A 24,933-nucleotide genomic window follows, 5' to 3' on the forward strand; every position below is an offset into this window, starting at 1 on the left:
GGCGCTGCCCCCACACCCCCAATTGGTATTCGGGCTTCGGCATCCGGCGCCCTTGGATCGCATGGGCGCGGTAAGGCATTCTTTCCTTGGCAATGCAGGCGTTGTGACAAGGTCTGGTTTCCCGTGCCTTGGCAATAGCCGCGGGGCTGTCTAGTTTGGTCTGAGGAGGCCAGACGCCAATGTTCAAGCCGATACTGTCGACATTGACCCGTCCGTATATGGATTTGGCAATCACGTCGCGGCGCGATTTTGACATTCACATTTACGAACGCCCCGGCCGATGGATGGAGCGGGACGCTCTCGACAGGTTGAGCCAAGAATTGCGGGATGTAGCATCCAAAACGCTCGCGTCGGGCGCACTGAACTACGGTGTGTTCTCTGGCGATGCTGAACGGATGGGCGCCGACGCTCGTTGGTTGGACGCGAACAGATACCAATATTGTGCTGGGTCGCCCAACAGTTGCGCATATTGCCGCACTGAACGATCGGGTCAGTTTAGACATCATGCGCGATCGCGGGTTTCGCCGAGAGCTGTTATCGTTGATGCGGTTGGGAACAGGTGCCGCGGTCGATGGTATGACAGGGGCCAATCTGTGGATGAGCGGGTTCGAGGCGCGTGCTGCAAGCTTGGCTCTCGGGCCGCTTTGGCTGCTGTTGGACCTGTGCGGCCTGACTGCGGGATTGACGGCCGAGGTGGACAAGACGAATTCGGCCCCGATGATTGTGGCGTTTCATCGCCCCAAGGGTGAAAGCCCCGTAGCGTCTGGTCGGGCCTACCTGCGCATGTGGCTCGAGGCCACGTCGTTGGGACTGGCTGGTTGGCCAATGGCGGCATTGTCTGATGTTCCGGAAGCACGGGGCGAACTCTGCACTATGCTGGGTATCCCAAGTGACCGCCGGTTGATCCAAGTGTTGCGGTTCGGCGCGGCAACGGGTGAAATGTCGCCACGGACCTGACGCCCCTATGACGAGGTTTTGGTATGAATGATGCTGTCTTGGCCAAACAGGCTGCCCGCGCAATGCGATTCTTTGAGGCGGGTGTTGCGGCCGCCGACCCCTATGCTGCGGTTTCGGATGCATTGAAAGATGCGCCTTTGGACGGATCTCCGACGCTGGTTATCGCCTTTGGCAAAGCGGCACATGCGATGGCACGTGCAGCCCAAAAAATTGTGCCTGACATCACGCGGATGATCGTGGTGACGAACCCCGAAAATGCAAAGCCGTTGACGGGGGCCGAGGTGCACGCCAGCGCGCATCCCGTACCCGACGCGGCGGGCCTAGCAGCCGGTCAGGCGGTTATTTCGGCGTTGAGAGGTTTGCCTGCTGAAACCCGAGTTCTAGCCCTGATTTCAGGAGGTGGGTCTGCGCTGCTGCCTGCGCCCGCAGGGGCTTTGACGCTTGAGGACAAGCAGGCCGTCAACGCAGGGCTGCTGGCGTCAGGTGCACCGATCGAAGAAATGAACCTTGTGCGCCAGCAGCTATCGCAACTCAAAGGTGGTGGTTTTGTGCAGTTGGCGGCCCCGTCACCGGTCACGGCGTTGATCCTGTCTGATGTCATCGGTGATGATCTGCGAGCGATTGCAAGTGGACCCACAACAGACCCATTGGGCACCCGAGACGAGGCCATAGCACTGCTGCGACGCTATGATTTGTGGGAAACAGTCCCAGAGGCTGTGCAGATACGTTTGAGTGCGGATGGTGAGGCGCCAGCACCCGTGGATTGCGATAACAGATTGATTGGCTCGAATCCGATCAGCGTGACGGCGATGGCCGCGATTGACGCGGATGCGCAGGTCGTCACCAAACCATTGATTGGCGACGTCACCGACGCAGCATTGGCAGTGGCGAAGCTGGCGTTGGGCACGCATCTATTGGGGGGCGAAACGACTGTTCAGCTGACCGGTACGGGGCGGGGTGGACGGAACCAAGATTTGGCGTTGCGCGTTGCGCTCTTGGCGGAAGCTGAGGGTTGGACAGCTCCGTGGACATATCTGCAGGCTGGCACCGATGGACGTGATGGACCAACTAACGCCGCAGGCGGCATCGTGAATGATCAAACGCTGGACCGGATAAGGGCCGCTGGGATCAACCCCCAAGAGATGTTGGACAATAACGATGCATATCCTGCGCTCAAAGCGGCGGATGCGCTTGTGATGACAGGTGGCACTGGGACCAATGTCGCGGATCTGGGCGTCTTGATCCGAACCTAGTCGACCGACAATCCGCTGGGCACAGTGTCGGGGCGACCCAAGGGGCGCGTCTCGGCGGTGACCCCAGTGAGAGCATTCAAAAATGCCACGAGGTCCAAGACGCTGGCATCATCCAAGGCAACAGGCGCAATGGCTATTGCGGCCTCTTGGCGGGCGATTTCTCGGGTGTCTTGGTCCGCAATAAAGTCAATCAGCGCGATGTGATCTGCACGGGGCAGTCGTGCCATGTCGCGGCTCCAATCCGCGCGCATTGCGACAGGGTTCAGGTGATGACGCACGATGCCCTCGAGTGTCGGATAGGTTCCGTTGTGACCATAGGGCGCGGTCAACGCTACATTGCGCAACATAGGGGTTCGAAAACGGTAGGCGTCTGCCAAATCATCGCTTTCGCCCATACGGCCGACATCACGCACGACCGGGTCGAACTGACGTGTTCGACCGGGGCCAATGTGGGGCAGGCCGATGGCGTGAAACTCTTGGTCCGACATCAAAGGGCCGCTGTGGCAACCGGCGCAATTCGCCTCTCCGAAAAACAACTGACGACCGCGTTCGGCGGCAGGGTCCAATGGGGTCCGAGTGGCGAGGTAGGTGTCATATGGACTGTCGTGGTTTTGCCATTCCGTTCCGATAAACGCGCCCAACGCATTTGCAATTTCGACAATGGTCACCTGATCTGAACTGTCGATGTGATCAAAGGCCGCGACAAAGAGGTCGCCATATTTGGGGATCACGCGGACACGTTTGGCAAGGATCGGCCACGCGGCATCAATGCGATCATGTACGGCGCCTGCGATTTCGTTTTCGCGCGGGTTTCCAGCCATTTCAAACTGTGCAGTCAGAGGAAACACCGCTTGGGCCGCCAGAATACTGTTGAACCCCGTTGGCAGCCATTCCTGAGCAGGAGAATTGAATTCATTTCCATAGACGTTGCTGTGTTCTAGCCGTCCGTCATGGAACAACACATCGATCTCGCGGTGTCCAAGGTTCCACAGGGCAGGGGCGTTGCGTGGGATCCGTTTGCGTATCATCGCGTCACCCGTGCCAATCGTACGATCAGGGCCGAGCCCGACACCGCCTTCGCCAATTCCGAGGCTTAGACCGTCCCCACCGCCAAGGTCGTGATGGTGACAGGTGCCACAGGAAATATTGCGATTGCCCGACAGGATTTTGTCATAAAACAACAACTGGCCGATCTCGGCTTGCATTGGGTCGAAAGGCAGGAAATCATCCGGTTGGATCGGTTGCGCCACACTGGGTGTCGCCCCACAGATCAACCCGAGGAGAGCCGCATGAGCCAGTTTCTTAAATCCATGGTTTTGCCGTGCTTTTTGGCCGTGTCGGGTGCCGGTGTTGCGGTCGCCGAACTGGAAGAAGCGCGAGACATGATGGAAGAGGGGCGTTTTGAAGAGGCGCGTGCCGCATTGTGGCCCGCCGCGCGATCCGGCAACGCCGAAGCCGAAGAGTTGATCGGCGTGATGTACGCGCTGGGCCTCGGTGTCGAGCGCGACGACATCCGTGCGTTTGACTGGTATCTCAGGGCGTCGCTCAAGGGGCATCCGGGGGCTCAATCTGGTATCGGTTGGTACTATGAGACAGGACGCGGGTTGCCCGCACCTGATCTGGTTCGAGCCTATGCATGGTACGCGCTTTCTGCAATCGGTGGTGACCCTGATGCGGCAATTTCGCTCGAAGATATCACACCAAAGTTGAGCAAGGCCGAATTGGATCAGGCGCAGTTGTTGATTGATGACTATCAAATCTGGATCTATCCGTTCCGCTAGTAAGTTTTCGTCTGCAACGTCATGTATAGAGAGCGCAGGTGGGCTTGATCCAAAGAATGCTGTCGCTGCATCGAATTCAACAAAGTTACAATGGCTGATCCTCGGAAATGCGAAAGCGACGTGTCTCTGATTTCGAAATCAAAGTACCGTAGAGCATGAAGGTAAAAGGGCGCGGCTCGATGCCGCGCCCCTCTTAGACTAAGCGAATTCGCTTAGTTTAGGTCAGCGGCACGGTCAGCGGCCAGATCGGCCTCAACCTCAGATACTGATGCAATCAGAGCATCAAGCACTTCGTTGCCACCGTCGACGTTCGCGCGGAACCAATCCTGAACCGGGGCTGCCGCCTCGGCGAATGCGGCCTTTTCGTCTGGTGTTGGGACATAGAGGTCACCGCCACCTGCAACGAAATCTGCATAAGCTTGGATCGACTTACGCTTGGGCGACGCGAACGTAGCCTGCTGCAGTTGGCTGAAGCCATCTACAACAACGCGACGCATGTCTTCTGGCATTGCCATGAAGTTCTCGTTCGACATCCACCACAGTGCGCCCATGTAGGCATGACCGTCGAGTGTGACGTACTGCAGACCGGCGTCAGGGAATTTCATGCCCATGATGTCGGTGATGCCGTTCTTGGACCCGTCAACAACGCCCGTTTGGAACGATGTGAACAGCTCGGGCCATGGGATTGGCGTTGGTGCAGCACCCAATGCCTTGACCAATTCCTGTGGAAGGTCAGCAACAACGGTACGGATCTTGAGACCGTCCATGTCAGCAGGCGACTGAACACGGCGCTGCGTGTTCGCAAAGTTGCGCCAGCCGCCAGTGTTGCCAACTGTCATCAAACGGATCGTGCCGTCAGATGCTTCAAGACCCATGTCACGCATCTTGCGTGTAAAGTCGCCAGTCAAAACGCCCTCGGCCACGCGGTCGTCTGCCATCAGGTATGGCAGGTCGAGCACCTGAACAAAGGGGAAGATGCCGGACGCACCGCCAGAGGTCGAAATGTAGACGTCGATCGTGCCTTCGGCTACGCCCTCAAGGCACTCTGTGCCGTTCGCGCAGAGCTGAGTGCCCATAAAGATTTCGACTTCGATCGCGCCGTTGGACGCAGCTTCGACGTAGTTTTTGAACACAACGAGACCGTCATAGTCTTCGTCGTTCTCGTTCGAGTTTGCGGTCGCGCGGATCGTGTATTCCGCGTGGCCAGCGGCATAGGCCGCAAAGCTGCTGGTGGCCAGCATTGTGGCAGCAAGAGCCGCCTTAGTAAGACCTTTAAGCATTGGATACCTCCCTAGGATTGCTTTTTTGATGGTCATTGGACGAAGCCTGTAAGGCGCGGCACCGTCATCGAAATGAAGGGGAAGTAAGTGATCAAGAAGATCACGAGCACTTCCACTGCAAGGAATGGCATAATGGCTTTGGCGATGGTTTCCACCTTTTCGCCAGAGACCGTCGAGGCGACAAAGAGCACAAGCCCCATGGGCGGTGTGGCCAACCCCACGGTTAGGTTCACGCTCATGATGATCGCAAAGTGTACGGGGTGGACGCCCAGATCGACAAAGATGGGACCCAAGATTGGCCCGAGGATGATGATCGCGGGACCTGCATCCAGAAACATACCAACGACGAACAGCAGAGTATTGATGAGAAATAGCAGGATCAGCGGGTTCTCGGACAAGCTGAGAATAAAGTCGGACAAGATTTGTGGAGCATAAGACAGGCTAACCACGGTCTTGAACGCAACGGCTGCGCCAACGAGCAATAAAACAGCAGCCGAGGCCAACGCCGAGCGAGACAGCACATCGACCAGATCGCGCAGGGTCATCGATTTGAGAATGAAAAAGCTGACCAAGAGGGCATAGAACACAGCCATGGTCGACGCTTCGGTCGGGGTCATGACGCCGATCAGGATGCCGCCCAAGATGATGATGGGGGTCTGCAGCGGTGCTACGGCCTTTTTGCAGACAATCCGGAAGTCGCCGCTGGTCTGTTTGCGCATCCACACCAGGAAGACATGCGATAGGGTCAAAAGAATGCCTAGCAACAGCCAGCTCATCGTGCCGGTTGGCATCTCAAAGCCTGCGATTTTGCTGGCGAGCAGAACAACAACGTAGAACAGACCCATAAAGTTGATCCGCAACAGGACAAAGCTGACCCAGCTTTCAAGCGGCGAGATGGTTTGGTCCTTGGTCACAATCCGTTCAGCTTTGGGCAGGTCGTAGCGGTCCGCCATGAGCCGAACCATGACCATCAGGCCAACGCCCACGAGGATGCCGGGCACAATACCCGCAAGAAAGAGTGTGGCAACGCTTTCGCCCATGACATAGGCGTAGATGATCATGATGCCTGATGGCGGGATGATCGGGCCAATGACCGAGCTAGCAGCAGTGATGGCGGCCGCGAATTTGCGGGTATAGCCGTTCTTTTCCATCGCAGGGATCAAAGTCGATCCCAAAGCGGAGGTATCAGCAACCGCAGAGCCTGAAAGGCCTGCGAACAAAATCGACGACAGGATGTTTACGTGGGCCAACCCACCGCGGAGATGCCCCATAAACGCCTGAGAGAACTCAACCAGACGGGTGGTGATGCCGCCACGGTTCATAATCTCGCCAGCCAGCATAAAGAACGGCAGCGCCATCAAGGGGAAGCTGTCGATACCGTTATAGAGGTTGCGGTAGAGGATGCTGAGGTCCCGTTCTTGCCCATTCAACAAGAGCAGGGCACCCGGTGCTGCGAGCAACGCAAAGACAACCGGCAAGCCGATCATCAAGATCACGAGGAAAACGGGGAGGAACCAAATCAACATCAGCTAGCCCCCACCAATTCTTCGTCAGCTCTGAGCGGTTTGAGGCGGTGACCGTGGCCGAAGAGTTTGATGATCTGGCGTAGCAGCAGTTCAATGTTGACCAACAGCATCAGTCCAAAGCCAACAACGAGGCTGGAAAACATCCACGCGTTGCGGAACTTCGTCCGCTCGCCGCCGAACCAATCCAAAGGAAGGCGCAGAGACGAGGATTTCCCGCGACCTGTCAGGCTATCGACGTGATTGTTGATGCCCTTGTCTAGGCAAATGATGATGACCGCGAGCGAGATCGCCAGCAGAAAAATCGTAAGCAATGCCGAGAGTGTCCGGTCCAATCCGCGCTCTGCCATATCAATCGCAACAAAGCCGCCCATTCGGTAGGCAAGTGGGGCCATGAGGCCTGTCATCCAGAGCATGCCAAACCGCGCGGCTTCCTCGGTCCAGTTCAAAGGGCTGTCGAGCACGTAGCGGAAAAAGATCTGTGACAGGATAAGGCAGACCATGATGCCAAGGGCCGCAATCGCCAACCAGCGACCGACTGCCAACAGCAGATCATTGATCCGTTGCAAGGGCCAAAGAACCCCGAACAGCACCGTCATGGTCGTCCTCCCTATCGTTCTGGCGTATCCGCCTTTATAATTTTAGATCAACGCCCTAGGACGTTAATCTAATGTTTTACGTGAGGTCGAGAAAGCGCCCTCCATGAAACAGCAAAGGTGCCCCAGAACGGCTCTCGGCCTCATGCACGTGGCCCACGATGATCACGTGATCACCTCCCTCATGGACTGCGTGACGTGTACAGTTGAACCGCGCAAGGCAGCCCTCGATCAATGGTGTGCCATGGGCATCTGTCGACCAATCGAGATCGCCAAACGAGCCTTTGTCGCGTGTGAAACCATCGCAGCAATTGCGCTGATCCGCGCCCAGAACATGGATTGCAAACCGATCCGCAGCATTGAATTCTGCAAAGCGTTTGGATGATTTTGCGGGAGACCACAGCACTAATGCAGGATCTAACGACACGCTGGCGAAGCTGTTTGCAGTGATCCCGACAGGCCCATCTGATGAGTTGCAGGTCACAATAGTCACGCCCGTTGCGAATGCGCCCAAGGCATCTCGAAATGCGCGAGGGTAGGTCGCTGGATCAAAGGGAACTGGCGCGTTCATCATGGCACCTCGTTTCCAAGAGCGGCGGTATAGAGTTCAAACCATGTCTCGCGGTCCATCTCGACGCGGTTCGCCTCGGATAGGCTTTGAATGCGGCTGATGTTGTTTGTGCCCATGACTGGCATGATGTTGGCGGGGTGCGCCATGATCCATGCAACGGCAACGCTGGCGAAATCGACCTGCTGTTCTTGGGCGATGCGCGCCATGGTTTCGCGCAGCAGATCGTCTGCAGGACGGCCCATCAGGCTGCCACCGCCGAGCGGGGACCATGCCATTGGTGCGATCCCACGTTCCTGAAGATAGGCAACGTCGCCATTGGTAAACGCCTCGTGGGCGCCCAGCGAAACCTCGATCTGGTTGGTCACCAACGGGGTTTTCATAGCAGATGATAGCAATGTCCAATCGTGCAGCTTAAAGTTCGAGACACCAACGGTTTTGACCTTGCCCGAGGCGACAACCTCGTCGAGCGCTGCGCCAGTCTCAAGGTGGTCCATGAATGGATCAGGACGGTGCACAAGCAGGACGTCAATTTGATCAATATTCATCAATTTCAAAGACGTATCGACAGACGAAAGGATGTGAGCCCGCGACGTGTCGTAGTATTTGACGCGTTTGTCTGCATAGCGTCCAGCAGGGGCTACGATGTCACATTTGGTGATGATTTCCATCTGGTCGCGCAGCGCGGGCGATTTTTTGAGCGTATGCCCTAGGATTTCTTCGGCTTCATAGCCGCCATAGATGTCAGCTTGATCAAAAGATGTGATGCCCTGTGCGAGGCAAGCTTCGATTTTGGCCTGAACTTGGCCTGTGCTTGTGTCTTCGTCATCGCCCAAGCGCCACATGCCATAGATGATGCGGCTCAGATCGAGGTCATTGTTTAGTGATACACGGTTCATCTAGGTGCGGTCTCCTGTCCCCAATGGGGTCGCGGGTGTTGTAGCAGGAACGCGGCCATACTCATGCGGCAGCGAACAGGTTTTCAATTGAGGTAGGACGCGCTGACCAAGGGAAATACATTCATCGATATGCGGGTACCCCGAAAAGATGAAAGCACGAATGCCCATCTTTTGGTATGCCTCAATTTTGCTAAGAACCTGATCTGTCGACCCAACAAGAGCTGCGCCACATCCCGACCGTGCGCGACCAACACCTGTCCACAGATTTGGTTCAACATAGCCGAATTTATCCGCCAGTTCGCGCGCCTTGGCCTGATGTGCCACGCCTAGTGAGATGCTGTCATGGGCGCGGTCGCGGATCAGTTGGCCATATTCATCGTCCAGCTTGCTCACCAAATAATCTGCGTATTCACGGGCTTCAGCCTCGGTATCGCGCACGATCATGTGGACACGCAGCCCGTAGTCCAGAGTGCGCCCATATTCAGCGGCACGCGCATGAACGTCGCGCATACGTTGGGCGATGTTTTCCTCGGGTTCTGGCCACATCAGGTAGACGTCGCAATGTTGGGCACACAAATCGAGAGCTGCGGGCGAATAGCCACCAAAATAAAGCAGGGGGCCACCATTTTGTTGGTATGGCTTGGCCGGCCCTGTTGGTACATTCTTGAACTGGTAGACGTCGCCTTGGTAGTTGATCTCGTCTTGGGTCCAAGCCTGTTTGAGGATTTCGACGACCTCTTTCGAGCGTTTGTAGCGAAAGCTGCTTTCGGCGACTTCACCAGGAAAATCGGACGAGATGACATTCAGCGTCAGGCGCCCCTTGAGCATATGATCCAGCGTCGCGACGGTGCGCGCCAGCATGATGGGCTGCATTTCACCGCAACGGATCGCAGCCAACATGTTGATTTTATCTGTGATCGGTGCGCCACCAGCGACGAAACTGAGGGTATCTTGGCCGACCTGATAGGAAGACGGGCACAGGATATTCCGGAAACCCTGATCTTCGGCGGTCTTCAGGATGTCGCTGCAATGGTCCCAACTGCTGCGCAGGGCGCCATTTGGAACGCCTAGGAATTCATAGTCATCCGAACATAGCGCCGAGAACCACGAGACTTCGGTGGCATCGAGGTCAGCAGATGTAACTGGAACGACTGTCATCGATTCCCCCTCCCAAAGTCTTGACTTAGGACTTGCGTAGCATCCAGTTTTAGGTAAATCAATGGTGTATCAATTTTTCATTCGGCGCGGGGAGGGCGACGTATGACCGATCGTTTGAGCCTGCCGAAATACGTGCAGATTGCCGAGATGCTGATCCGTGAAATCGCAGCAGGGCACCTTGCTGATGGCGCGCGCCTCGCGCCAGAACGCGAGATGGCCGCAACATTGGGGACATCAGTGACCACGTTGCGCAAGGCGTTGGATGATTTGGCGCAAAAGGGTCTATTGGTCCGGCGGCAAGGGTCGGGGAACTACATTTCTACAAAGAAAACAGTGCCGAGCGTCTATGCCTTCCTCAGGTTGGAAAAACTGTCGGGCGGCGGTTTGCCCACCGCACAGGTTCTAAGTGTCGATCATTTGCCCAAGCCGCACGGGGTGGCATTTGGTCCCGCACAAAACGGGCATCGGATCAGGCGATTGCGCAGTTTGGACGGTGATGTGGTGGCGCTAGAGGAAATATGGCTCGACGCGAGCTATGCTGACGTGCTGCGGCCAGAGGATTTGTCAGAGTCGTTGTACCTCTATTACAAGAAACACCTCGGGCTCATCATCTCGCGGATCGAGGACCAGATCGGTGCCGAGCCTGTGCCGGATTGGACCCAAGGCGCCTTTGATCCACTTGAAGGTGCCATCACACCCTATATCGAGCGGATCAGTTGGTCCCAAGACAATGAACCAGCCGAATATTCGCGCACTTGGTTCGATAATAACAAGGCTCGCTACATTAGCAGGCTGTGATAAGGACGAAAATGTTGAAAAAGTTCAAGTACGGTTTGATCGGCTGCGGCATGATGGGCAACGAACATATCCACAATATCGCGCTCTTGGATGCCGCCGAGGTTGGGTATGTCTTTGATCCCGATGTTGAACTGGCAGAGCACGCAGCCAAGGTCGCAGGGGGTGCTGTCGTAACGTCCTCGATCGCTGATATGCTATCGCAAGATGATCTGGATGCTCTGGTCATTGTCAGCCCGAACTTTTTGCATGTCCGTCAGCTTCAAGAGATTGCATCGCTGCGGACCCTGCCGATCTTGGTTGAAAAGCCGCTGTATACGGATCCCGCCGATGCAACAGCGATTGCAGCGTTTGCTACTGACTATGATGGGCCCGTTTGGGTGGCGATGGAATATCGCTATATGCCGCCGGTGGCCGCATTGATCGAACAGGCAGAAGAGGCAACTGGTGGCATTAAGATGCTGACCATACGCGAGCACCGCTTTCCGTTCTTGCCAAAAATTGGCGATTGGAACCGTTTTAATGCTCAGACCGGCGGTACATTGGTCGAGAAATGCTGCCATTTCTTTGATCTTATGCGGTTGATCCTCAAATCTGAGCCTGTGCGCGTCATGGCCAGTGCCGGTCAATCGGTGAACCACCTCGATGAGACCTACGGTGGCGCCGTTCCTGATATTTGGGACAACGGCTATGTCATCGTCGATTTTGAGAATGGCGCACGCGCTATGCTCGAACTTTGTATGTTTGCGGAAGGGGCTGACTACCAAGAACAGATTTCGGCGGTGGGGCCCAAGGGCAAGATCGAAACCTTTGTTCCCGGACCCGGACGGTTCTGGCCCGAGGATTTGGGTGAGGCCCCAGTCCCGCATATTATCAATAGCCCTCGCAACCCCAAGCGGCCGCAACGCATTGAAATCCCTGTAGATCCTACGCTACTGGCGGCCGGAGATCACAACGGATCGACCTTCTATCAGCATCAGCGGTTTCTCGCAGTTGTCCAAGGAGTAGGCGAGGTGGACGTCACTGTTGATGATGGCGCTCGTGCGGTTGCAATGGGGCTAGCTGCACAGCAGTCGGCACGCGAAGGCCGCTCAATCACGCTATAGCCGTTTCAGGGATGTGACATGGCCCAGAAATTGGTCTAAACGCCCCGCATGACGCACGATACCGATCTCGATTCATCTGCTCGCCTGTCCGTTGCACCCATGATGGACTGGACTGATCGGCATTGTCGTTACTTCCACCGGCAATTTTCGAGCCAAGCGCTGCTCTATACAGAAATGGTTACGGCGCCGGCTATTGTTCGGGGGGATGCGCGGCATTTGCTGGCGTTTGACCCAGCCGAACAACCTGTCGCGCTGCAATTGGGCGGTGCGGACCCGCAGCAATTGGCGCAAGCGGCGCGGATTGGCGCCGACGAGGGGTATCCAGAGGTCAACTTGAATTGCGGGTGCCCATCGGATCGGGTGCAATCAGGGGCGTTTGGTGCGATCCACATGACCACACCGGATCTGGTAGCCGAGATTTGTTCCGCGATGATTGCGGCCTCGCATGCTGAAATCACCGTGAAATGCCGTATTGGCGTTGATGATCAGGACCCACACGAGGTTCTTCCGACGTTTCTTACGAAAATCCGTGCGGCAGGTGTGCGGCGCGTCACAATTCATGCGCGCAAGGCGTGGTTGCAGGGTCTGTCGCCCAAAGAAAACCGCGATATTCCGCCGCTTGATTACCCGCTGGTGCACCAAATGAAGGCGGAATTTCCAGATTTGCACATCAGCATCAATGGCGGGATCGCCTCGCTTGATGAGGCTAAAATCCATTTAAACCAAGGGCTTGATGGTGTGATGATTGGGCGCGCAGCCTATCATACACCAGCCGCGATCCTGACGGATGCGGATCAAATGATTTGGGGTCAAGGCACGACACGCAGTTCGTTTGAAGTTGTCGACAGAATGAAGCCCTATATCGCGGATCACATCGCTGGTGGAGGGCGGATGCATCATGTCACGCGTCACATGCTGGGACTATTCTCTGGCCAACCGGGTGCGCGGGGGTGGCGGCAAGTGCTGAGCACACAAGGGCAGGGCGATGCGCCAATTGAGGTTTTGGACCTCGCATTGGCCCGTATCCAAACCGCGGCCTGACTTGCTAATCGTCCAACGCTTGGTCAAACACAGTCCCAACACAAGGAGAATGTAGATGCCTGAGATGTCGCTATTGTTGCCCCTAGTCGGCTTTTTGCTGGTGATCGGTGCTATCGCAGGCGTTCTCGCCGGATTGTTGGGGGTCGGTGGTGGTATCGTTCTTGTCCCGGCGTTCTTTTATGCGTTCTCGGTGCTTGGCTACGAAGGCCCGTTCTTGATGCAGATGTGTCTGGCGACGTCGCTTGCTACGATCATCGTCACATCGATCAGGTCAGTTATGAGCCACAACAAAAAAGGTGCTGTCGACTGGGGCATCTTGCGGACATGGGCCCCAGGCATCGTTGTGGGCGCGGCTATCGGTGTGACCATCGCATCGTCCCTAGAGAGCGGCGTCTTGCAGCTGATCTTTGGCATCCTTGCGCTGGTCATCGGCTGCTACATGTTGGCGGGCCGCGACACGTGGCGTTTGGGCGAGGCGATGCCAAAAGGGCCGGTGGTTTGGGCCATGTCAGGGTCAGCAGGATTGTTGTCGGTGTTGATGGGCATCGGTGGCGGATCGTTCGGCGTGCCGATGATGACGCTCTTTGGTGTACCTATCCACCGTGCAGTAGCGACGGCCGCGGGGTTTGGCGTAACGATCGCGGTTCCGTCTGTCATCGGCTTTATGTTTTTGGATATCCCAAGCGATCAAACGCCGCCGTTTTCTATTGGAGCGGTGAATGTATTTGCATTTGTTCTGATCGTATCAACGACAATTATAACAGCACCTTACGGGGCTAAGCTTGCGCATCGCATGAACCCCAAACCACTCAAGCGGGCCTTTGGTGTGTTCTTGGTTCTCGTGGCGCTGAATATGCTACGCGAAGTGCTGTTTGGATGAATGCAATGGGCGATTTTGAGCGCAACGGATGGTGCATTGTCCCGCACAGTGCTGCTGTTCTCGACTGGGCACACGCAGCATATTCGCACGCTTTGATTGCTACTCAGGACCCCGATAAACGACGTGAATGGTTGCGTCATAATGGGACTTGGTTTGTAGGGGTTGATGCACTTGAGAATGCGGGCGACGGGTCCATTTCTGGGGTTCCGCTGCCTACTGAAGGCATTGCAGATCAGGTCTCGATACCGGCGTCTTGGCACCGTGCCCAAGTTTCGGTTGTTTATGAGGGCTACCCAAGACAAGCTGCGCAAGACACGGATGTGGCGCACCGGTTTCGCGTGAATAGATGTTCGGCGCATGTTGACGGCTTGCTGGGTGAGGGTGACCCGCTCGAGCGACATTTACGAGAGCCGCATGACTTCATTCTGGGATTACCTTTAAACGATGTCAGCGCCTGTCCTCTTGTGGTGTGGGACGGCAGTCACCGGATCATGCGTGTCGCCTTTGCCGAGACCTTCGACGGCGTGCCGCCTGAGACATGGGGGGATTTGGATGTTTCCGCGCCGTACAAAGCGGCCCGAAAGCAGTGTTTTGACACTCTGACGCCCCGCCAGGTTGTCGTGCGCCCTGGCGAAATGACCCTAGTTGATAGACATCTGTTGCATGGGGTTGCCCCGATGCAAGATGGAGAGACCATCCCACCCGAAGGGCGCATGATCGCGTATTTTCGACCAGAAGTGGCCGATATCAGTGATTGGCTAGGTTGATTTCAACCGCGCGGCACGTCCGCCGCGACGTTTGGTGAGATCGCCAGCGCGGCTTGGCAGTTCTTCCATGATGGCGCGCCGGACCTCTGGGGTCATACGGCTCCACGCACCGATTTCGTCAATGGTACGCATACAGCCGGTGCATGTTCGTGTTTTTGGGTGGATCACGCAAATCTTGATACAGGGGCTTTCTATCTCGTCCCGTTTCCAAACGTTGTCGCTCATGTTGATGCCCTCAGATGTGCGAACCGATCTAGTACGCCCTGCAAAATATAACCTGCTGCGACGTGATCGATCACCTCGGCGCGACGTTTTCGGGTCGTATCCGCCTCGAGCAAGGCACGTTCGGCAGCGACGGTTGAGAGACGCTCGTCCCAAAACGAGATGGGAAGGTCGGTGAGCTTTTCCAGATTGCGCGCAAACGCACGGGTTGATTGGCATCTTGGCCCTTCGCTGCCGTCCATATTGTAGGGCAGGCCTAACACTAGACCGCCAAGCTCGCGGTCCTTGGCAATCTCAAGAAGTCGTGCCGCATCGAGGCTGAACTTCTTTCGCCTGATCGTCTCAAGAGGTGTCGCCACGCTGAGAAATCGGTCACTGACTGCAACACCGATGGTCACAGTGCCAAGGTCAAGGCCAGCGAGCGCAGACATCTGAGGAACTGCCGCTGCGAATTCGGTGATATCGTTGAAAATCATTGTAGAACACCTGCTTGGGATGCGGCTTCACGTAGGATCGAGATCGCTTCGGGTGAGGCGGCAAAGGTCGTTTGGGCCTCTGCCCAGACCTCGGCTGCGGCATCGAGTTGGTTCAATACACCGTATGACCGTATCAGTCGTGCCCATTCGCGCGCGCTACCGCCTTGGGTGGCAAGACGACTGGCAAGCCCACTGACCATATTCTGGATGTCGTCGCTGTCGATATTCCCCGAAGGGGCTGCGTTGGTTTCGGGCAGGGTATAATCGCTGCCTGCTCGAAATGCGGCTTCTTCGATGTTCTGCCGTGCAAGCGTCGTGTGGGGGCTGGGCACATCGGCCTCGACCACGCTGCGCCAAAAGCGGAAAGCCAGATCTGGCCGGTCAGTTTGCGCATAGAGAAGGCCTAGGTAATAGCGCGCGGCCAGAGACCCCGGTGCGTCAACTAGGATTTGGCGCAGCCGGTCTTCTACTTCGGGTGAGACCAACCCGCCTGCCGCAGCAACGGCGCGGTCGATCCAAATAATTTGGTCATCAACGGTGGCGTCGCCGGCCTTGATTGCGATGACTTGATCGGCGGCATCTGCTGCGTTGGCGAAATTACCGAGGCGGGCCTCGTGTTGGGCCAGCAGTTGCCAGCCTGCGATGTCATCTGGTCGATCCAACATAACCAGACGCAGTTTCGCGACCAAATCGAGATAGGCAGGATCAGCATCTACGGCATTGGGGGCAGGGGCCGCGGCGACCATGGCGGCCTGAGACGGGCGGTTGGTGCGGCGGGCGTCGCCTTCGGCAATCCGATCGGCAAGTGGTAGATCGCCATAGCCGGGCGCACCGATCGTTGAATAGATCGCCCCTGCGCCGCCGAGCAATCCGGCCACAACGATAAACGGCATGACATAGCGGGTGCGTGCGCTGGGGACCGAGCGTTGCGCTGACGCGGCATCTGATGCCAGTAAACGGCGCTGGACTTCGAGCCGCGCACGGTCGGCTTCGTCTTCATCCAGAACGCCACGAGCGACATCACGGTCAATTTCTGCCAGCTGATCACAGTAGAATGCGACATTCGCGCCGTCATCCTGTGGCGACTGACCACGCCCCATTGCACGGGCGATGGGCACCGCAACAAAGAGCGTCAAAGCAAAGACTGTGAGCCAAAACATCATACTCCCATGTACGCAGGGACGCGGGCTTACAAAACCCCCCGACACATTAAAAAGTCGTGAATGGAACCCGATGTCGCAATCCCACACGTAAATGCCGCACGCGTGGGGGTTCAAACAAACCATTCCGCCAGATATTCCTGCAACGACTGACCCGTTTTGCGCCACAGGGATTCGATACCATGAAACGTTATTCTGCCTTTGCCATTGCCCGCGAAGCCGCCCGTTATCACACAGGTTGGGAACGCGCGTGGCGCGCGCCGATACCGAAAAAGAAATACGATGTGGTGATCATCGGTGCAGGTGGCCACGGATTGGCGACAGCGTTTTATCTGGGCAAGAACTACGGCATCAAAAACGTCGCGATCATTGAAAAAGGTTGGCTAGGCGGTGGCAACACGGGCCGCAACACCACGATCATCCGCTCGAACTATCTGCAAGACCCGTCTGCCGCGCTTTATGAAAAGGCGCGAAGCCTCTACGAGACAATGTCGCAGGACGTGAATTACAACATCATGTTCAGCCCACGTGGCGTGATCATGTTGGCGCAGACCCATCACGAGGTGCGCGGCTATCAACGGACGGCACATGCCAACGCCCTGCAGGGTGTCAAAACCGAATGGATCGATCCACAGCGCGTCAAAGAGCTGTGCCCGATTATGAACATTGATGGTCCTCGTTATCCGGTTATGGGTGGCTTGTGGCAGGCACGCGGCGGCACGGCACGGCATGACGCTGTGGCATGGGGCTACGCGCGGGCCTGTTCTGACATGGGCATGGACATCATCCAGCAATGCGAAGTCACCGGTGTTCGGTCTGAGAACGGTGTCGTCAAAGGGGTCGATACAACCAAAGGCGCAATTGATTGCGACAAGCTGGGCATCGTGGTTGCCGGTAACTCCTCGCACGTGTCTGAAATGGCTGGTTTCCGTTTGCCGCTGGAGTCGGTGGCGCTTCAGGCGTTGGTCTCAGAGCCGATCAAACCCTGCATGGACATCGTTGTGATGGCGAACACTGTGCACGGCTACCTGTCGCAATCTGACAAGGGCGAAATGGTGATCGGTGGTGGTACGGACGGGTTTAACAACTACACCCAGCGCGGATCGTTCCACCACGTCGAAGAAACCGTTCGTGCATTGAATGAAACCTTTCCGATCCTGTCGCGGCTCAAGATGCTGCGTCAGTGGGGCGGAATTGTGGATGTCACTGGTGACCGTTCGCCGATCATTGGCAAAACGCCATTGGGCAACTGCTTTATCAACTGCGGCTGGGGCACTGGTGGCTTTAAGGCGATCCCGGGTGGCGGTTGGGCCACGGCCGAGCTGATCGCCAAAGGTGAACCCGGTCCATTGGCCGAGGCGTTTTCGCTAGACCGTTTCCGCGAGGGTCGGTTCATCGATGAAAGCGTTGCCGCGGGTGTGGCGCACTGATGATGTACACGGATCCGAAAATGTTGCGCGGCGGTCCACCCGCGCAAGCCTTTGGCCAGACGAGACATTCCAGCGGTTTTGGACCAGCTGTGCGTCCGTCCAATGCGGCTGATGTTTCAGCCCAGCGCCAGGATCGGGCTATTGTCCGCTCAACCTCGCGTTGCATTTCGGCCAGCCGCCGCCCAAACCGTGCGGCGTTTTCCGCCTATATTGAACCAGGGCGCGTGGCTGCCATTCTGTCCTCCTCGCAATCCATATCGGAGGACAGATCATGGCCGACTACCTTACCAACCAACCCAAGCGCGGTAACGCAGGGCTCCTTGTCGGGGCTATTTTGTGCGCCGCGGTTGTCTTGTTTCTCGTCATTTCGGCAGGCGACACAGCCGAAGTCTCGGGTGCGACCGAACCTGCGGCGGACACAACAATCGTGCCGCTCGAATAAACCACACCATTCTACACACACTCTGTTTGCACTTGGCGGGCGTCCTTTTACGTCCGTCTTTTTGTGCGTGCGGGGCGCTGACATTTCTGTTCCTGCGATGATTGAGACAATGCCATGTTGATCCTGACCTGTCCCTATTGCGGCCAAGAGGCTGACGAAACCACACTGCACGCCGGTGGTGAGGCGCATATCACGCGTTATGGCCCGGGGTCGTCGGACCAAGAGTTCGAGGATTACATCTTTGCCCGCCAGAACCCCAAGGGCGTTCATTTTGAGCGTTGGCAGCACGCTTATGGCTGCGGCAAGTGGTTTCATGCGGCTCGGTGCACCACCACACTAGAAGTGTTTGGCACCTATTCGGCGCAAACACTGGAACCACCAAAAGAGGTTACAGACCTGTTGGATGAGAAACGTCCCGGTTGGTCATGGGGGACGTTGAAATGAGCACTCGTTTGGCGCAAGGCGGCCGTCTGGTCGACCGCTCAAAGCAAGTTACCTTTAAATTTAACGGCGTTGGCATGTCCGGCTTCGAAGGCGACACACTGGCGTCGGCGCTGTTGGCCAATGACCAAGTGCTGGTGGGGCGTTCGTTCAAATATCACCGTCCGCGCGGTATTGTTGCCTCTGGACCAGAAGAGCCTAACGGCCTGATGAACCTAAACGACGGTGGACGGTTCGAGCCAAATGCGCGCGTCACCACGACCGAGATCCATAATGGTCTGACAGCAGGATCGCAAAACCATTGGCCGAGCCTCGAGTTCGATGTTGGTGCGATCAACAAACACCTGTCGCGGTTTTTGCCGGCTGGTTTCTACTACAAGATGTTTATTCATCCGCGTCCGTTGTGGAAGCACGTCTACGAGCCCATCATCCGTAAATCGGCGGGTCTGGGCAAAGCGCCTAAAGATCGAGATGCGGATCGCTATGAGTACTTTTATGCCCATGTCGACGTCATGATTGTCGGTGGTGGTATCGCGGGCCTAACAGCTGCATTGGCGGCAGGTGAGTCCGGTGCGCGGGTTCTGCTGGTCGAGCAGGGCGCCGATTGGGGTGGTCGTGCTGTTGTTGATGGTGGCACCATCGACAAGATGCCGGTCGAAGAGTGGGTCACACAGACGCTGGATGCATTGCGTGCGATGGACAACGTCACGTTGCGGACCCGCATGATGGGCGCAGGCGTTTATGACCACGGTTACGTTCTAGCCTACGAACGACTAACGGATCACTTGGAATCCAAAGACGGCCCGCGTCAGCGGATGTGGCGCATTCGTGCGAGCCAGATCGTGACTGCGACTGGTGCGCTAGAGCGGCCTCTGTCGTTCCCAGGCAATGATGTGCCGGGTGTGATGCTGGCAGGGGCGGTGCGCGATTTCATGGTGAATTACGGTGTTAGCTGTGGCGACCGCGTTGTTGTGGTCACCAACAATGATGACGCATACCGCACCGCACTGGCTGTCAAAGCGGCGGGCCTTGATGTGCCTGCTATCGTCGACGCCCGTGTCGGTGGTGCTGGCGCGCTAGGCGCCGAGGCTGAGGCCGCAGGCATTCGTGTTCTGACAGGTAAGGGCATTAGCAGGGTCAAAGGAACCAAACGTGTTAAAGCTGTCGGCGTATGTGCGCAAGCGGGCGAAGGTGCTGTCCAAGAAGAAATCGCGTGCGATGTGGTCGCAATGTCGGGTGGTTGGTCGCCGGTCGTTCACCTGTGGTCGCACTGTGGTGGCAAGCTGCTATGGGATGAAGAACAGGCGCATTTCCGCCCTGATGGTACACGTCCACCTTTGGGCGCGGACGGCAGCGGCTTTGTTGTGCCTGCGGGCATGGCAAATGGTGCGATGGACATCAATGATGTGCTGACTGACGCCCACGCGGCTGGCAACATGGCGGTTCAGGCGGCAGGTCTAAAACCAAAACGTGGTGCTGCTCCGACAGGGGAGGGTACTGAGGACGCGATTATCGAACCTGTGTGGATGATGCCGCAAGGCGCGCCGATCGCAAAACGGGCCAAGATGTGGCTGGATTATCAAAACGACGTCAAAGTCTCGGACGTGCAATTGGCCGCCCAAGAAGGCTATGAAAGCGTCGAGCACACCAAACGTTATACCACGTTGGGTATGGCCACAGATCAAGGTAAGTTGAGTAATATCAACGGATTGGCGATTTTGTCGGGTGCGCTGAATGCTGAAATCCCACAAGTCGGAACCACAACATTCCGTCCACCGTATCATCCGATCTCGCTGGGTGCGATCGCAGGTGAGGCGCAGAACGATCTGTTCCAACCCATTCGGAAAACACCGATGCATGGTTGGCACGAAGACAACAATGCAGACTTTGAACCCGTCGGCCATTGGCGTCGCCCATACGCATTTCCGCGCGATGGAGAGACCGTCCATGATGCGGTCATGCGTGAGGTCAGCAACACCCGCGAGAACCTCGGTTTGTTGGACGCCTCGACACTGGGCAAGATCATCGTCAAAGGCCCGGATGCAGGCAAATTCCTAGACATGATGTACACCAACATGATGTCGACGCTCAAAGTCGGACGCTGCCGCTATGGTCTGATGTGTTCGGAAAACGGGTTCCTGTCAGATGACGGCGTGGTTGCACGTATCGATGAAGACACTTTCTTGTGCCACACGACGACAGGCGGGGCTGACCGGATCCACGCCCATATGGAAGAATGGCTGCAAACCGAATGGTGGGACTGGAAAGTTTGGACCGTTAACGCGACCGAACAATACGCCCAAGTCGCAGTTGTTGGTCCAAAGGCCCGCAAAGTTTTGCAAAAGCTGGGTGGAATGGATGTGTCCCGTGAGGCGCTGTCGTTCATGGCATGGGCAGACGGCGAGATTGGCGGATTTTCCGCACGTGTCTACCGCATCTCTTTCTCTGGAGAGCTGAGCTATGAAATCGCGGTCAAAGCATCAGAAGGCCGCGCGTTCTGGGATGCGCTGCTGGAAGCTGGCGAGGAGTTCGGCGTCATGCCGTATGGCACCGAGGCGCTGCACATCATGCGGGCCGAAAAGGGCTTTATCATGATCGGCGACGAGACCGATGGCACAGTAATCCCGCAGGATTTGGGTCTGCATTGGGCGATCTCGAAAAAGAAAGACGATTTTCTGGGCAAACGCGCGCAGCAGCGCAGTCATATGACGGACCCAGATCGCTGGCAGCTTGTTGGATTAGAAACCGTCGATGGGTCAGTTTTGCCCGACGGGGCCTATGCCGTGACCGAGGGCGAAAACGCCAACGGCCAGCGCAACATGATCGGTCGTGTGACGTCGACGTATCATTCACCGACGTTGGAACGCGGCATCGCGATGGGGTTGGTCAAACACGGGCCTGATAGAATGGGCGAGCGTCTCGAGTTCCCGAAGATCGATGGGACCAGCGTTTTTGCCAAGATTGTAGACCCTGTGTTCTTTGATCGTGAAGGGAAGAAGCAAGATGTCTAAGGCTGTCAGTGCATTGAATGGCGCCACGCAAAATGGCGCGGTCACGGTTTCGGATACGGGATTGCGGGGCATGATCACGCTGCGCGGCGATCTGTCTGGGACCAAGATCAAGAGCGTTGTAAAATCGGTCACGGGGCTTGCCATGCCAAAGCTGGGCAAGATCGCTGTTGATGGTGATAACGGACTGGCGTGGATGTCTCCGGACGAAGTGCTTGTGATGGTTCCTTATACGGACGTGGCCGCCGCCGCCGAGGCGCTGACTTCGGGGCTAAAGAAGCAGCATGTGTTGGTGGTGAATGTGTCCGATGCACGGTCGGTCATTCGTGTCTCTGGTGCAGGTGCGCGGGACGTATTGGCCCGGCTGACGCCCGTGGATATGCATGCCTCAAAATTGACTGCTGGTGATCTGCGCCGGGCTAGATTGGCCCAAGTGGCGGGCGCGTTTTGGTTGGTCGATGACACCGCGATTGACGTGATCTGTTTCCGGTCCGTCTCGGACTATGTGTACGGGCTGTTGACGATGGCCTCGGCACATGATGCAGTCGAGGTGTTCCACAGCTAAGGTTAAATCATGATCCAATTGATCCAAGGGAAACGATCTGCATCCGTAACCTATTGGATCGGGTTAGTTGGTTTTAACCTACTGATTACGTTATATATTTTTTGATCACGCCTTGGCAATTGCGGACCATCCTTGCGGGACAAGAAGGTCTCGCACTTGGTGTATCTACCGCTTTGATGGGGATCGGCGTGTGCTGTGCGCTGCTGATGGCGCGGGCGTTGTGGCGCAGTATGCATGACGCGCGTACCCCAAGTGTATGGACATGGATAGGGATGTTGTTGATCGCTGTCGGCACGATCAGCTATGCCTACAATGGCTACAAAGTTCAAAATCCGTCCGTTCGGGTGACGACCTTATCGATCCACCAAGAGTTCAACGCTATTCTGATGTCGCTTCCGATTGAGGTCGAATCTAGCGTCATGCTTGTCGATGCTGGACTGAGGGGCAGCGTTCTGTCCGACACATATCAGATCGCCAAGGGCATCGGTGACCGGACTGCAGATAGCCTGAATACCGAAGAGTTGCGCATCCGTATCTGCACAGACCTCGAAGGGTATTACAAAGGACTCGTCGAAACGGTTTCCTATTCTTATCAGTATGATGACGGAAAGCTCAACGTGCCTGTCACGCGCGCGGATTGCGGCTACTAGTGTAGCGGGGCAAGTGCTGCCTCGGATCGTTTAAGCGGCGAGGTCTTTTGCAGATTTGCATTGCTGAACCCAAGAGGCGTCATCGGCGTATCCAAGAGTTTTGAGCGCATCGCTATATTTCTCTGCATAGGGTTCGGCGATTTCACGTGGCAATTTGCTGACCCACTGGGCGGCCGATCCTGAAGAGACATGTAGGTTCTGGCGGTCACTGCGGTCGTCAGCCTTGGCCAAGCCACCAAAGAGGGACAGATCCCAATAGGTTTGTACCGCTCGGTCGATGTCCAAACCTTCGATGTTGAAATCGGTCAGGGTTTTACGGAAGAGGGTGCAATCTGTATCTGCGATCAGATCTTCGTATTTGAGATCAGCGGCAGAGGCGTGGCCATAGGGCCATTTGAGCATTTCTTGCACAGTGTGATCGTGTTTGTTGTCCATCTCGAACATCAAACGATCGAGGTCGTTAGGCAGGGCGTTGATATAGTCCTGATAGGTCATGCCGTCCCATTCATCGCGTGCCTTGCGCAGGAATTTTTCGTTCCCTAGCGGGGCCACGCGGTGATAGCGCATGCCAGAAAGCAGCACATCACGCGGGTCGCGGATGATGTGGATAAAGCGCGCGTGCTCCATCTCCATCAGTTGCTTTGGAAAGGTCGATGACCGATTCACGATGATCTGTGGTCCAGTTTCCGCCGCGTCCGCGAGCCGTTTGGCGCGGTAGCATTGCATGAACGGGATGTTCTGATCCTCTTTGATCGCGCGAAAGACTTTCCGCATCCAGATCGTACCGGATTTGTGGTGTGTTCCGATGCACAAGAAACGGGCGGGTGTGGATGTGGTGGGCATTAGGCGGCCTTTGCGTCGAAAATTCCGGTGTCGATAAAGGTGCGATACGCATCTTGTTCCAGTTGGTAGTCCAAAGTGCGGCGAGAGACCTCTTTGGTCGCGCGCAACAGGGCGGCGAGATCGGCATCAGCGAGCCATTAGTCGATCTGAGGCTGGATCGCATCTGTTGGGATGCTGAGATCTTCGTGGGTGTTGATGTCGTATTTGTCCCAATACCCCATATCAATGCGGTCTTTATTTTTGGAATTGGCCGTGCCGGGCAGGCGTTTCAGTAGAAACTCTTCGCGAGATTTGATGGCGTAGTGGTTCACTTGGGCCAAGCTGTAGCCGATGCTGTCTTTGTTGTTGCGCCACCCTTTTTCTAGGATTTTGCCGCCGACAGGATCACCATCGCCGTTTTTCCAATTGATTTTGACATCAGAAATATTGCGATATTTCAGAAACTTGGGGCTGTGCACGCCAAAGAAGTCGAATTTGCCGGGGCGGAAGAGGGTCTTGCCCCCCAAACCAAACCATTCTCGGGGTCATCAAAGTCAGAACCACGGGTAAAGCGCGTGGTGACCAGATCGTCAGACATATGGGCCTGACCGCACGATCCCATCAGACGCCAATTGACCGAGATCGCGTCAGCGTCTTTGCCACCGCATTCGGTGATCAGATGATCGATCGAATGATCGCCAGTTTTGACATTCAAAAATTCGTCGGCGTCGACGATCAGAACCCAATCTGCGCTGCGGACAAATTCCATTCGGTTTGCCCAAGAATAGGCTGCACGCTGTGGGTCCATCCGAGGGCCGGGCGGGTTGTCAAAGTGTTTGATGACGCCCATTTGGTCGAGCCGGTTCAACAACAGGTTCGATCCGTCCGAGCAATCATTGGAAAAGATGCAGAACTCATCGATCCCGATGGATTTATGATAGGCCAGCCATTCTAGGATTTAGGGGCCTTCGTTTTTCATCGTCGAGACGAGAACCTTGCGGCCATGCGGAGAGGTCATGATGTTTTATCCTTGGCGGCAGCAGTTTTGGTTGACTTGGTTGTTTAGCGCGTTGTTTTTGCGGTGCTGCGCGTGGTGGATTTGGTCGTCGCGCG

The 24,933-nt window shown here is 56.3% G+C and carries 28 protein-coding genes; 14 read left to right on the forward strand and 14 right to left on the reverse strand.

All coding sequences use genetic code 11. The features are described 5' to 3' along the window. A partial coding sequence (locus TR2A62_RS18905) for a hypothetical protein (protein ID WP_223296055.1) occupies window positions 1-256 on the reverse strand: 256 nt, incomplete at its 3' end. Between the two features lie 128 nt (window positions 257-384). Between TR2A62_RS18905 and TR2A62_RS01470 the strand changes: the two genes are divergently transcribed. Beyond that, window positions 385-957: a nitroreductase family protein gene (locus TR2A62_RS01470; protein ID WP_009160218.1), complete on the forward strand. Its 573-nt coding sequence runs from the start codon at window positions 385-387 to the stop codon at window positions 955-957. Between the two features lie 23 nt (window positions 958-980). Further along, window positions 981-2,210, forward strand: a complete 1,230-nt coding sequence (locus TR2A62_RS01475; RefSeq protein ID WP_009158602.1) for a glycerate kinase — start codon at window positions 981-983, stop codon at window positions 2,208-2,210. Here TR2A62_RS01475 and TR2A62_RS01480 read toward each other — a convergent pair. Next, window positions 2,207-3,460, reverse strand: a complete 1,254-nt coding sequence (locus TR2A62_RS01480; RefSeq protein ID WP_009158157.1) for a cytochrome-c peroxidase — start codon at window positions 3,458-3,460, stop codon at window positions 2,207-2,209. The genes TR2A62_RS01475 and TR2A62_RS01480 overlap by 4 nt on opposite strands. A 60-nt stretch (window positions 3,461-3,520) precedes the next feature. On the opposite strand from TR2A62_RS01480, the gene TR2A62_RS01485 reads away from it, so the two are divergent. Beyond that, complete coding sequence (locus TR2A62_RS01485; protein WP_050761104.1) at window positions 3,521-3,991, forward strand: tetratricopeptide repeat protein; 471 nt, start codon at window positions 3,521-3,523, stop codon at window positions 3,989-3,991. Window positions 3,992-4,203: 212 nt separating this feature from the next. On the opposite strand, the gene dctP is transcribed toward TR2A62_RS01485, so the two are convergent. The 6 genes from dctP to TR2A62_RS01515 form a co-directional block, all read right to left on the reverse strand. Beyond that, a complete protein-coding gene (gene dctP / locus TR2A62_RS01490; protein WP_009160501.1) occupies window positions 4,204-5,271 on the reverse strand; it encodes a TRAP transporter substrate-binding protein DctP in 1,068 nt (355 codons plus the stop codon). 32 nt (window positions 5,272-5,303) lie between these two features. After that, window positions 5,304-6,797 carry a TRAP transporter large permease gene (locus TR2A62_RS01495; RefSeq protein ID WP_009158731.1) on the reverse strand — a complete coding sequence of 498 codons (1,494 nt, stop codon included), beginning with the start codon at window positions 6,795-6,797 and terminating at the stop codon, window positions 5,304-5,306. Further along, window positions 6,797-7,393, reverse strand: coding sequence for a TRAP transporter small permease (locus TR2A62_RS01500; protein WP_009159828.1), 597 nt, complete (start codon window positions 7,391-7,393; stop codon window positions 6,797-6,799). Before TR2A62_RS01500 ends, TR2A62_RS01495 begins: the two co-directional genes overlap by 1 nt. A 76-nt stretch (window positions 7,394-7,469) precedes the next feature. Beyond that, window positions 7,470-7,961, reverse strand: a complete 492-nt coding sequence (locus TR2A62_RS01505) for a flavin reductase family protein (RefSeq protein ID WP_040820010.1) — start codon at window positions 7,959-7,961, stop codon at window positions 7,470-7,472. Beyond that, a complete protein-coding gene (locus TR2A62_RS01510; protein ID WP_009159843.1) occupies window positions 7,961-8,857 on the reverse strand; it encodes an aldo/keto reductase family oxidoreductase in 897 nt (298 codons plus the stop codon). Before TR2A62_RS01510 ends, TR2A62_RS01505 begins: the two co-directional genes overlap by 1 nt. Continuing rightward, the gene (locus TR2A62_RS01515; protein WP_009159078.1) at window positions 8,858-10,015 is read right to left on the reverse strand and encodes an LLM class flavin-dependent oxidoreductase; all 1,158 of its coding nucleotides are present in this window, start codon (window positions 10,013-10,015) and stop codon (window positions 8,858-8,860) included. A 102-nt stretch (window positions 10,016-10,117) separates the two neighbouring features. Here TR2A62_RS01515 and TR2A62_RS01520 point away from each other — a divergent pair, with 102 nt between their 5' ends. Genes TR2A62_RS01520 through TR2A62_RS01540 form a run of 5 tightly spaced genes read left to right on the forward strand, consistent with a single transcriptional unit; the run spans window position 10,118 to window position 14,604 of the window. Continuing rightward, complete coding sequence (locus TR2A62_RS01520; protein ID WP_009158706.1) at window positions 10,118-10,813, forward strand: GntR family transcriptional regulator; 696 nt, start codon at window positions 10,118-10,120, stop codon at window positions 10,811-10,813. 11 nt (window positions 10,814-10,824) lie between these two features. Continuing rightward, entirely contained in the window at window positions 10,825-11,916 is a 1,092-nt protein-coding gene (locus tag TR2A62_RS01525; RefSeq protein WP_009159710.1) for a Gfo/Idh/MocA family protein, read from the forward strand. Between the two features lie 48 nt (window positions 11,917-11,964). Further along, window positions 11,965-12,957 carry a tRNA dihydrouridine(20/20a) synthase DusA gene (gene dusA / locus TR2A62_RS01530; RefSeq protein ID WP_009160588.1) on the forward strand — a complete coding sequence of 331 codons (993 nt, stop codon included), beginning with the start codon at window positions 11,965-11,967 and terminating at the stop codon, window positions 12,955-12,957. 55 nt (window positions 12,958-13,012) lie between these two features. Beyond that, window positions 13,013-13,837, forward strand: coding sequence for a sulfite exporter TauE/SafE family protein (locus TR2A62_RS01535; protein ID WP_009157702.1), 825 nt, complete (start codon window positions 13,013-13,015; stop codon window positions 13,835-13,837). A 5-nt stretch (window positions 13,838-13,842) separates the two neighbouring features. After that, the gene (locus tag TR2A62_RS01540; protein ID WP_223296056.1) at window positions 13,843-14,604 is read left to right on the forward strand and encodes a hypothetical protein; all 762 of its coding nucleotides are present in this window, start codon (window positions 13,843-13,845) and stop codon (window positions 14,602-14,604) included. Here TR2A62_RS01540 and TR2A62_RS01545 read toward each other — a convergent pair. Genes TR2A62_RS01545 through ccmI form a run of 3 tightly spaced genes read right to left on the reverse strand, consistent with a single transcriptional unit; the run spans window position 14,596 to window position 16,462 of the window. After that, complete coding sequence (locus TR2A62_RS01545) at window positions 14,596-14,829, reverse strand: DUF1289 domain-containing protein (RefSeq protein WP_009158945.1); 234 nt, start codon at window positions 14,827-14,829, stop codon at window positions 14,596-14,598. The two genes, TR2A62_RS01540 and TR2A62_RS01545, sit on opposite strands and share 9 nt — an antisense overlap. Further along, a complete protein-coding gene (gene ruvX / locus TR2A62_RS01550) occupies window positions 14,826-15,302 on the reverse strand; it encodes a Holliday junction resolvase RuvX (RefSeq protein ID WP_009157416.1) in 477 nt (158 codons plus the stop codon). Before ruvX ends, TR2A62_RS01545 begins: the two co-directional genes overlap by 4 nt. After that, complete coding sequence (ccmI, locus tag TR2A62_RS01555; protein ID WP_050761058.1) at window positions 15,299-16,462, reverse strand: c-type cytochrome biogenesis protein CcmI; 1,164 nt, start codon at window positions 16,460-16,462, stop codon at window positions 15,299-15,301. Before ccmI ends, ruvX begins: the two co-directional genes overlap by 4 nt. Before the next feature lie 182 nt (window positions 16,463-16,644). Here ccmI and TR2A62_RS01560 point away from each other — a divergent pair, with 182 nt between their 5' ends. The 6 genes from TR2A62_RS01560 (at window position 16,645) to TR2A62_RS01580 (ending at window position 22,998) form a co-directional block, all read left to right on the forward strand. Continuing rightward, window positions 16,645-17,892, forward strand: a complete 1,248-nt coding sequence (locus tag TR2A62_RS01560) for a sarcosine oxidase subunit beta family protein (RefSeq protein ID WP_009157505.1) — start codon at window positions 16,645-16,647, stop codon at window positions 17,890-17,892. A gap of 271 nt (window positions 17,893-18,163) precedes the next feature. Next, a complete protein-coding gene (locus TR2A62_RS18650; RefSeq protein WP_009158769.1) occupies window positions 18,164-18,334 on the forward strand; it encodes a hypothetical protein in 171 nt (56 codons plus the stop codon). A gap of 114 nt (window positions 18,335-18,448) precedes the next feature. Then, the gene (locus tag TR2A62_RS01565; protein ID WP_009157740.1) at window positions 18,449-18,778 is read left to right on the forward strand and encodes a sarcosine oxidase subunit delta; all 330 of its coding nucleotides are present in this window, start codon (window positions 18,449-18,451) and stop codon (window positions 18,776-18,778) included. Continuing rightward, window positions 18,775-21,786 carry a sarcosine oxidase subunit alpha family protein gene (locus TR2A62_RS01570; RefSeq protein ID WP_009160936.1) on the forward strand — a complete coding sequence of 1,004 codons (3,012 nt, stop codon included), beginning with the start codon at window positions 18,775-18,777 and terminating at the stop codon, window positions 21,784-21,786. Before TR2A62_RS01565 ends, TR2A62_RS01570 begins: the two co-directional genes overlap by 4 nt. Further along, window positions 21,779-22,348 (forward strand): sarcosine oxidase subunit gamma, encoded by a 570-nt coding sequence (locus TR2A62_RS01575; RefSeq protein WP_009160089.1) that lies wholly within the window; start codon window positions 21,779-21,781, stop codon window positions 22,346-22,348. The genes TR2A62_RS01570 and TR2A62_RS01575 overlap by 8 nt, the downstream gene beginning before the upstream one ends. Before the next feature lie 101 nt (window positions 22,349-22,449). Further along, the gene (locus TR2A62_RS01580) at window positions 22,450-22,998 is read left to right on the forward strand and encodes a hypothetical protein (RefSeq protein WP_009159269.1); all 549 of its coding nucleotides are present in this window, start codon (window positions 22,450-22,452) and stop codon (window positions 22,996-22,998) included. Window positions 22,999-23,028: 30 nt separating this feature from the next. Here TR2A62_RS01580 and TR2A62_RS01585 read toward each other — a convergent pair whose 3' ends face one another. The 3 genes from TR2A62_RS01585 to TR2A62_RS18915 form a co-directional block, all read right to left on the reverse strand. After that, entirely contained in the window at window positions 23,029-23,841 is an 813-nt protein-coding gene (locus TR2A62_RS01585) for a sulfotransferase domain-containing protein (RefSeq protein ID WP_009160424.1), read from the reverse strand. 137 nt (window positions 23,842-23,978) lie between these two features. Next, the gene (locus tag TR2A62_RS18910; protein ID WP_009159308.1) at window positions 23,979-24,299 is read right to left on the reverse strand and encodes a hypothetical protein; all 321 of its coding nucleotides are present in this window, start codon (window positions 24,297-24,299) and stop codon (window positions 23,979-23,981) included. After that, window positions 24,278-24,778 carry a glycosyltransferase family 2 protein gene (locus TR2A62_RS18915; protein WP_223296142.1) on the reverse strand — a complete coding sequence of 167 codons (501 nt, stop codon included), beginning with the start codon at window positions 24,776-24,778 and terminating at the stop codon, window positions 24,278-24,280. The genes TR2A62_RS18910 and TR2A62_RS18915 overlap by 22 nt, the downstream gene beginning before the upstream one ends. Window positions 24,779-24,933: the final 155 nt, after the last annotated feature.

The sequence above is a fragment of the Thalassobium sp. R2A62 genome, from assembly GCF_000161835.1.
Taxonomy (GTDB): domain Bacteria; phylum Pseudomonadota; class Alphaproteobacteria; order Rhodobacterales; family Rhodobacteraceae; genus Thalassobium.

Bases quoted from the DNA above. Each gene is read 5' to 3' on its own strand.
- TR2A62_RS01470 (WP_009160218.1), top strand. From the start codon at position 385: ATGCTGAACGGATGGGCGCCGACGCTCGTTGGTTGGACGCGAACAGAT.
- TR2A62_RS01475 (WP_009158602.1), top strand. From the start codon at position 981: ATGAATGATGCTGTCTTGGCCAAACAGGCTGCCCGCGCAATGCGATTC.
- TR2A62_RS01485 (WP_050761104.1), top strand. From the start codon at position 3,521: ATGGTTTTGCCGTGCTTTTTGGCCGTGTCGGGTGCCGGTGTTGCGGTC.
- dctP (WP_009160501.1), bottom strand. From the start codon at position 5,271: ATGCTTAAAGGTCTTACTAAGGCGGCTCTTGCTGCCACAATGCTGGCC.
- TR2A62_RS01495 (WP_009158731.1), bottom strand. From the start codon at position 6,797: ATGTTGATTTGGTTCCTCCCCGTTTTCCTCGTGATCTTGATGATCGGC.
- TR2A62_RS01500 (WP_009159828.1), bottom strand. From the start codon at position 7,393: ATGACGGTGCTGTTCGGGGTTCTTTGGCCCTTGCAACGGATCAATGAT.
- TR2A62_RS01505 (WP_040820010.1), bottom strand. From the start codon at position 7,961: ATGAACGCGCCAGTTCCCTTTGATCCAGCGACCTACCCTCGCGCATTT.
- TR2A62_RS01510 (WP_009159843.1), bottom strand. From the start codon at position 8,857: ATGAACCGTGTATCACTAAACAATGACCTCGATCTGAGCCGCATCATC.
- TR2A62_RS01515 (WP_009159078.1), bottom strand. From the start codon at position 10,015: ATGACAGTCGTTCCAGTTACATCTGCTGACCTCGATGCCACCGAAGTC.
- TR2A62_RS01520 (WP_009158706.1), top strand. From the start codon at position 10,118: ATGACCGATCGTTTGAGCCTGCCGAAATACGTGCAGATTGCCGAGATG.
- TR2A62_RS01525 (WP_009159710.1), top strand. From the start codon at position 10,825: ATGTTGAAAAAGTTCAAGTACGGTTTGATCGGCTGCGGCATGATGGGC.
- dusA (WP_009160588.1), top strand. From the start codon at position 11,965: ATGACGCACGATACCGATCTCGATTCATCTGCTCGCCTGTCCGTTGCA.
- TR2A62_RS01535 (WP_009157702.1), top strand. From the start codon at position 13,013: ATGCCTGAGATGTCGCTATTGTTGCCCCTAGTCGGCTTTTTGCTGGTG.
- TR2A62_RS01540 (WP_223296056.1), top strand. From the start codon at position 13,843: ATGGGCGATTTTGAGCGCAACGGATGGTGCATTGTCCCGCACAGTGCT.
- TR2A62_RS01545 (WP_009158945.1), bottom strand. From the start codon at position 14,829: ATGAGCGACAACGTTTGGAAACGGGACGAGATAGAAAGCCCCTGTATC.
- ruvX (WP_009157416.1), bottom strand. From the start codon at position 15,302: ATGATTTTCAACGATATCACCGAATTCGCAGCGGCAGTTCCTCAGATG.
- ccmI (WP_050761058.1), bottom strand. From the start codon at position 16,462: ATGTTTTGGCTCACAGTCTTTGCTTTGACGCTCTTTGTTGCGGTGCCC.
- TR2A62_RS01560 (WP_009157505.1), top strand. From the start codon at position 16,645: ATGAAACGTTATTCTGCCTTTGCCATTGCCCGCGAAGCCGCCCGTTAT.
- TR2A62_RS18650 (WP_009158769.1), top strand. From the start codon at position 18,164: ATGGCCGACTACCTTACCAACCAACCCAAGCGCGGTAACGCAGGGCTC.
- TR2A62_RS01565 (WP_009157740.1), top strand. From the start codon at position 18,449: ATGTTGATCCTGACCTGTCCCTATTGCGGCCAAGAGGCTGACGAAACC.
- TR2A62_RS01570 (WP_009160936.1), top strand. From the start codon at position 18,775: ATGAGCACTCGTTTGGCGCAAGGCGGCCGTCTGGTCGACCGCTCAAAG.
- TR2A62_RS01575 (WP_009160089.1), top strand. From the start codon at position 21,779: ATGTCTAAGGCTGTCAGTGCATTGAATGGCGCCACGCAAAATGGCGCG.
- TR2A62_RS01585 (WP_009160424.1), bottom strand. From the start codon at position 23,841: ATGCCCACCACATCCACACCCGCCCGTTTCTTGTGCATCGGAACACAC.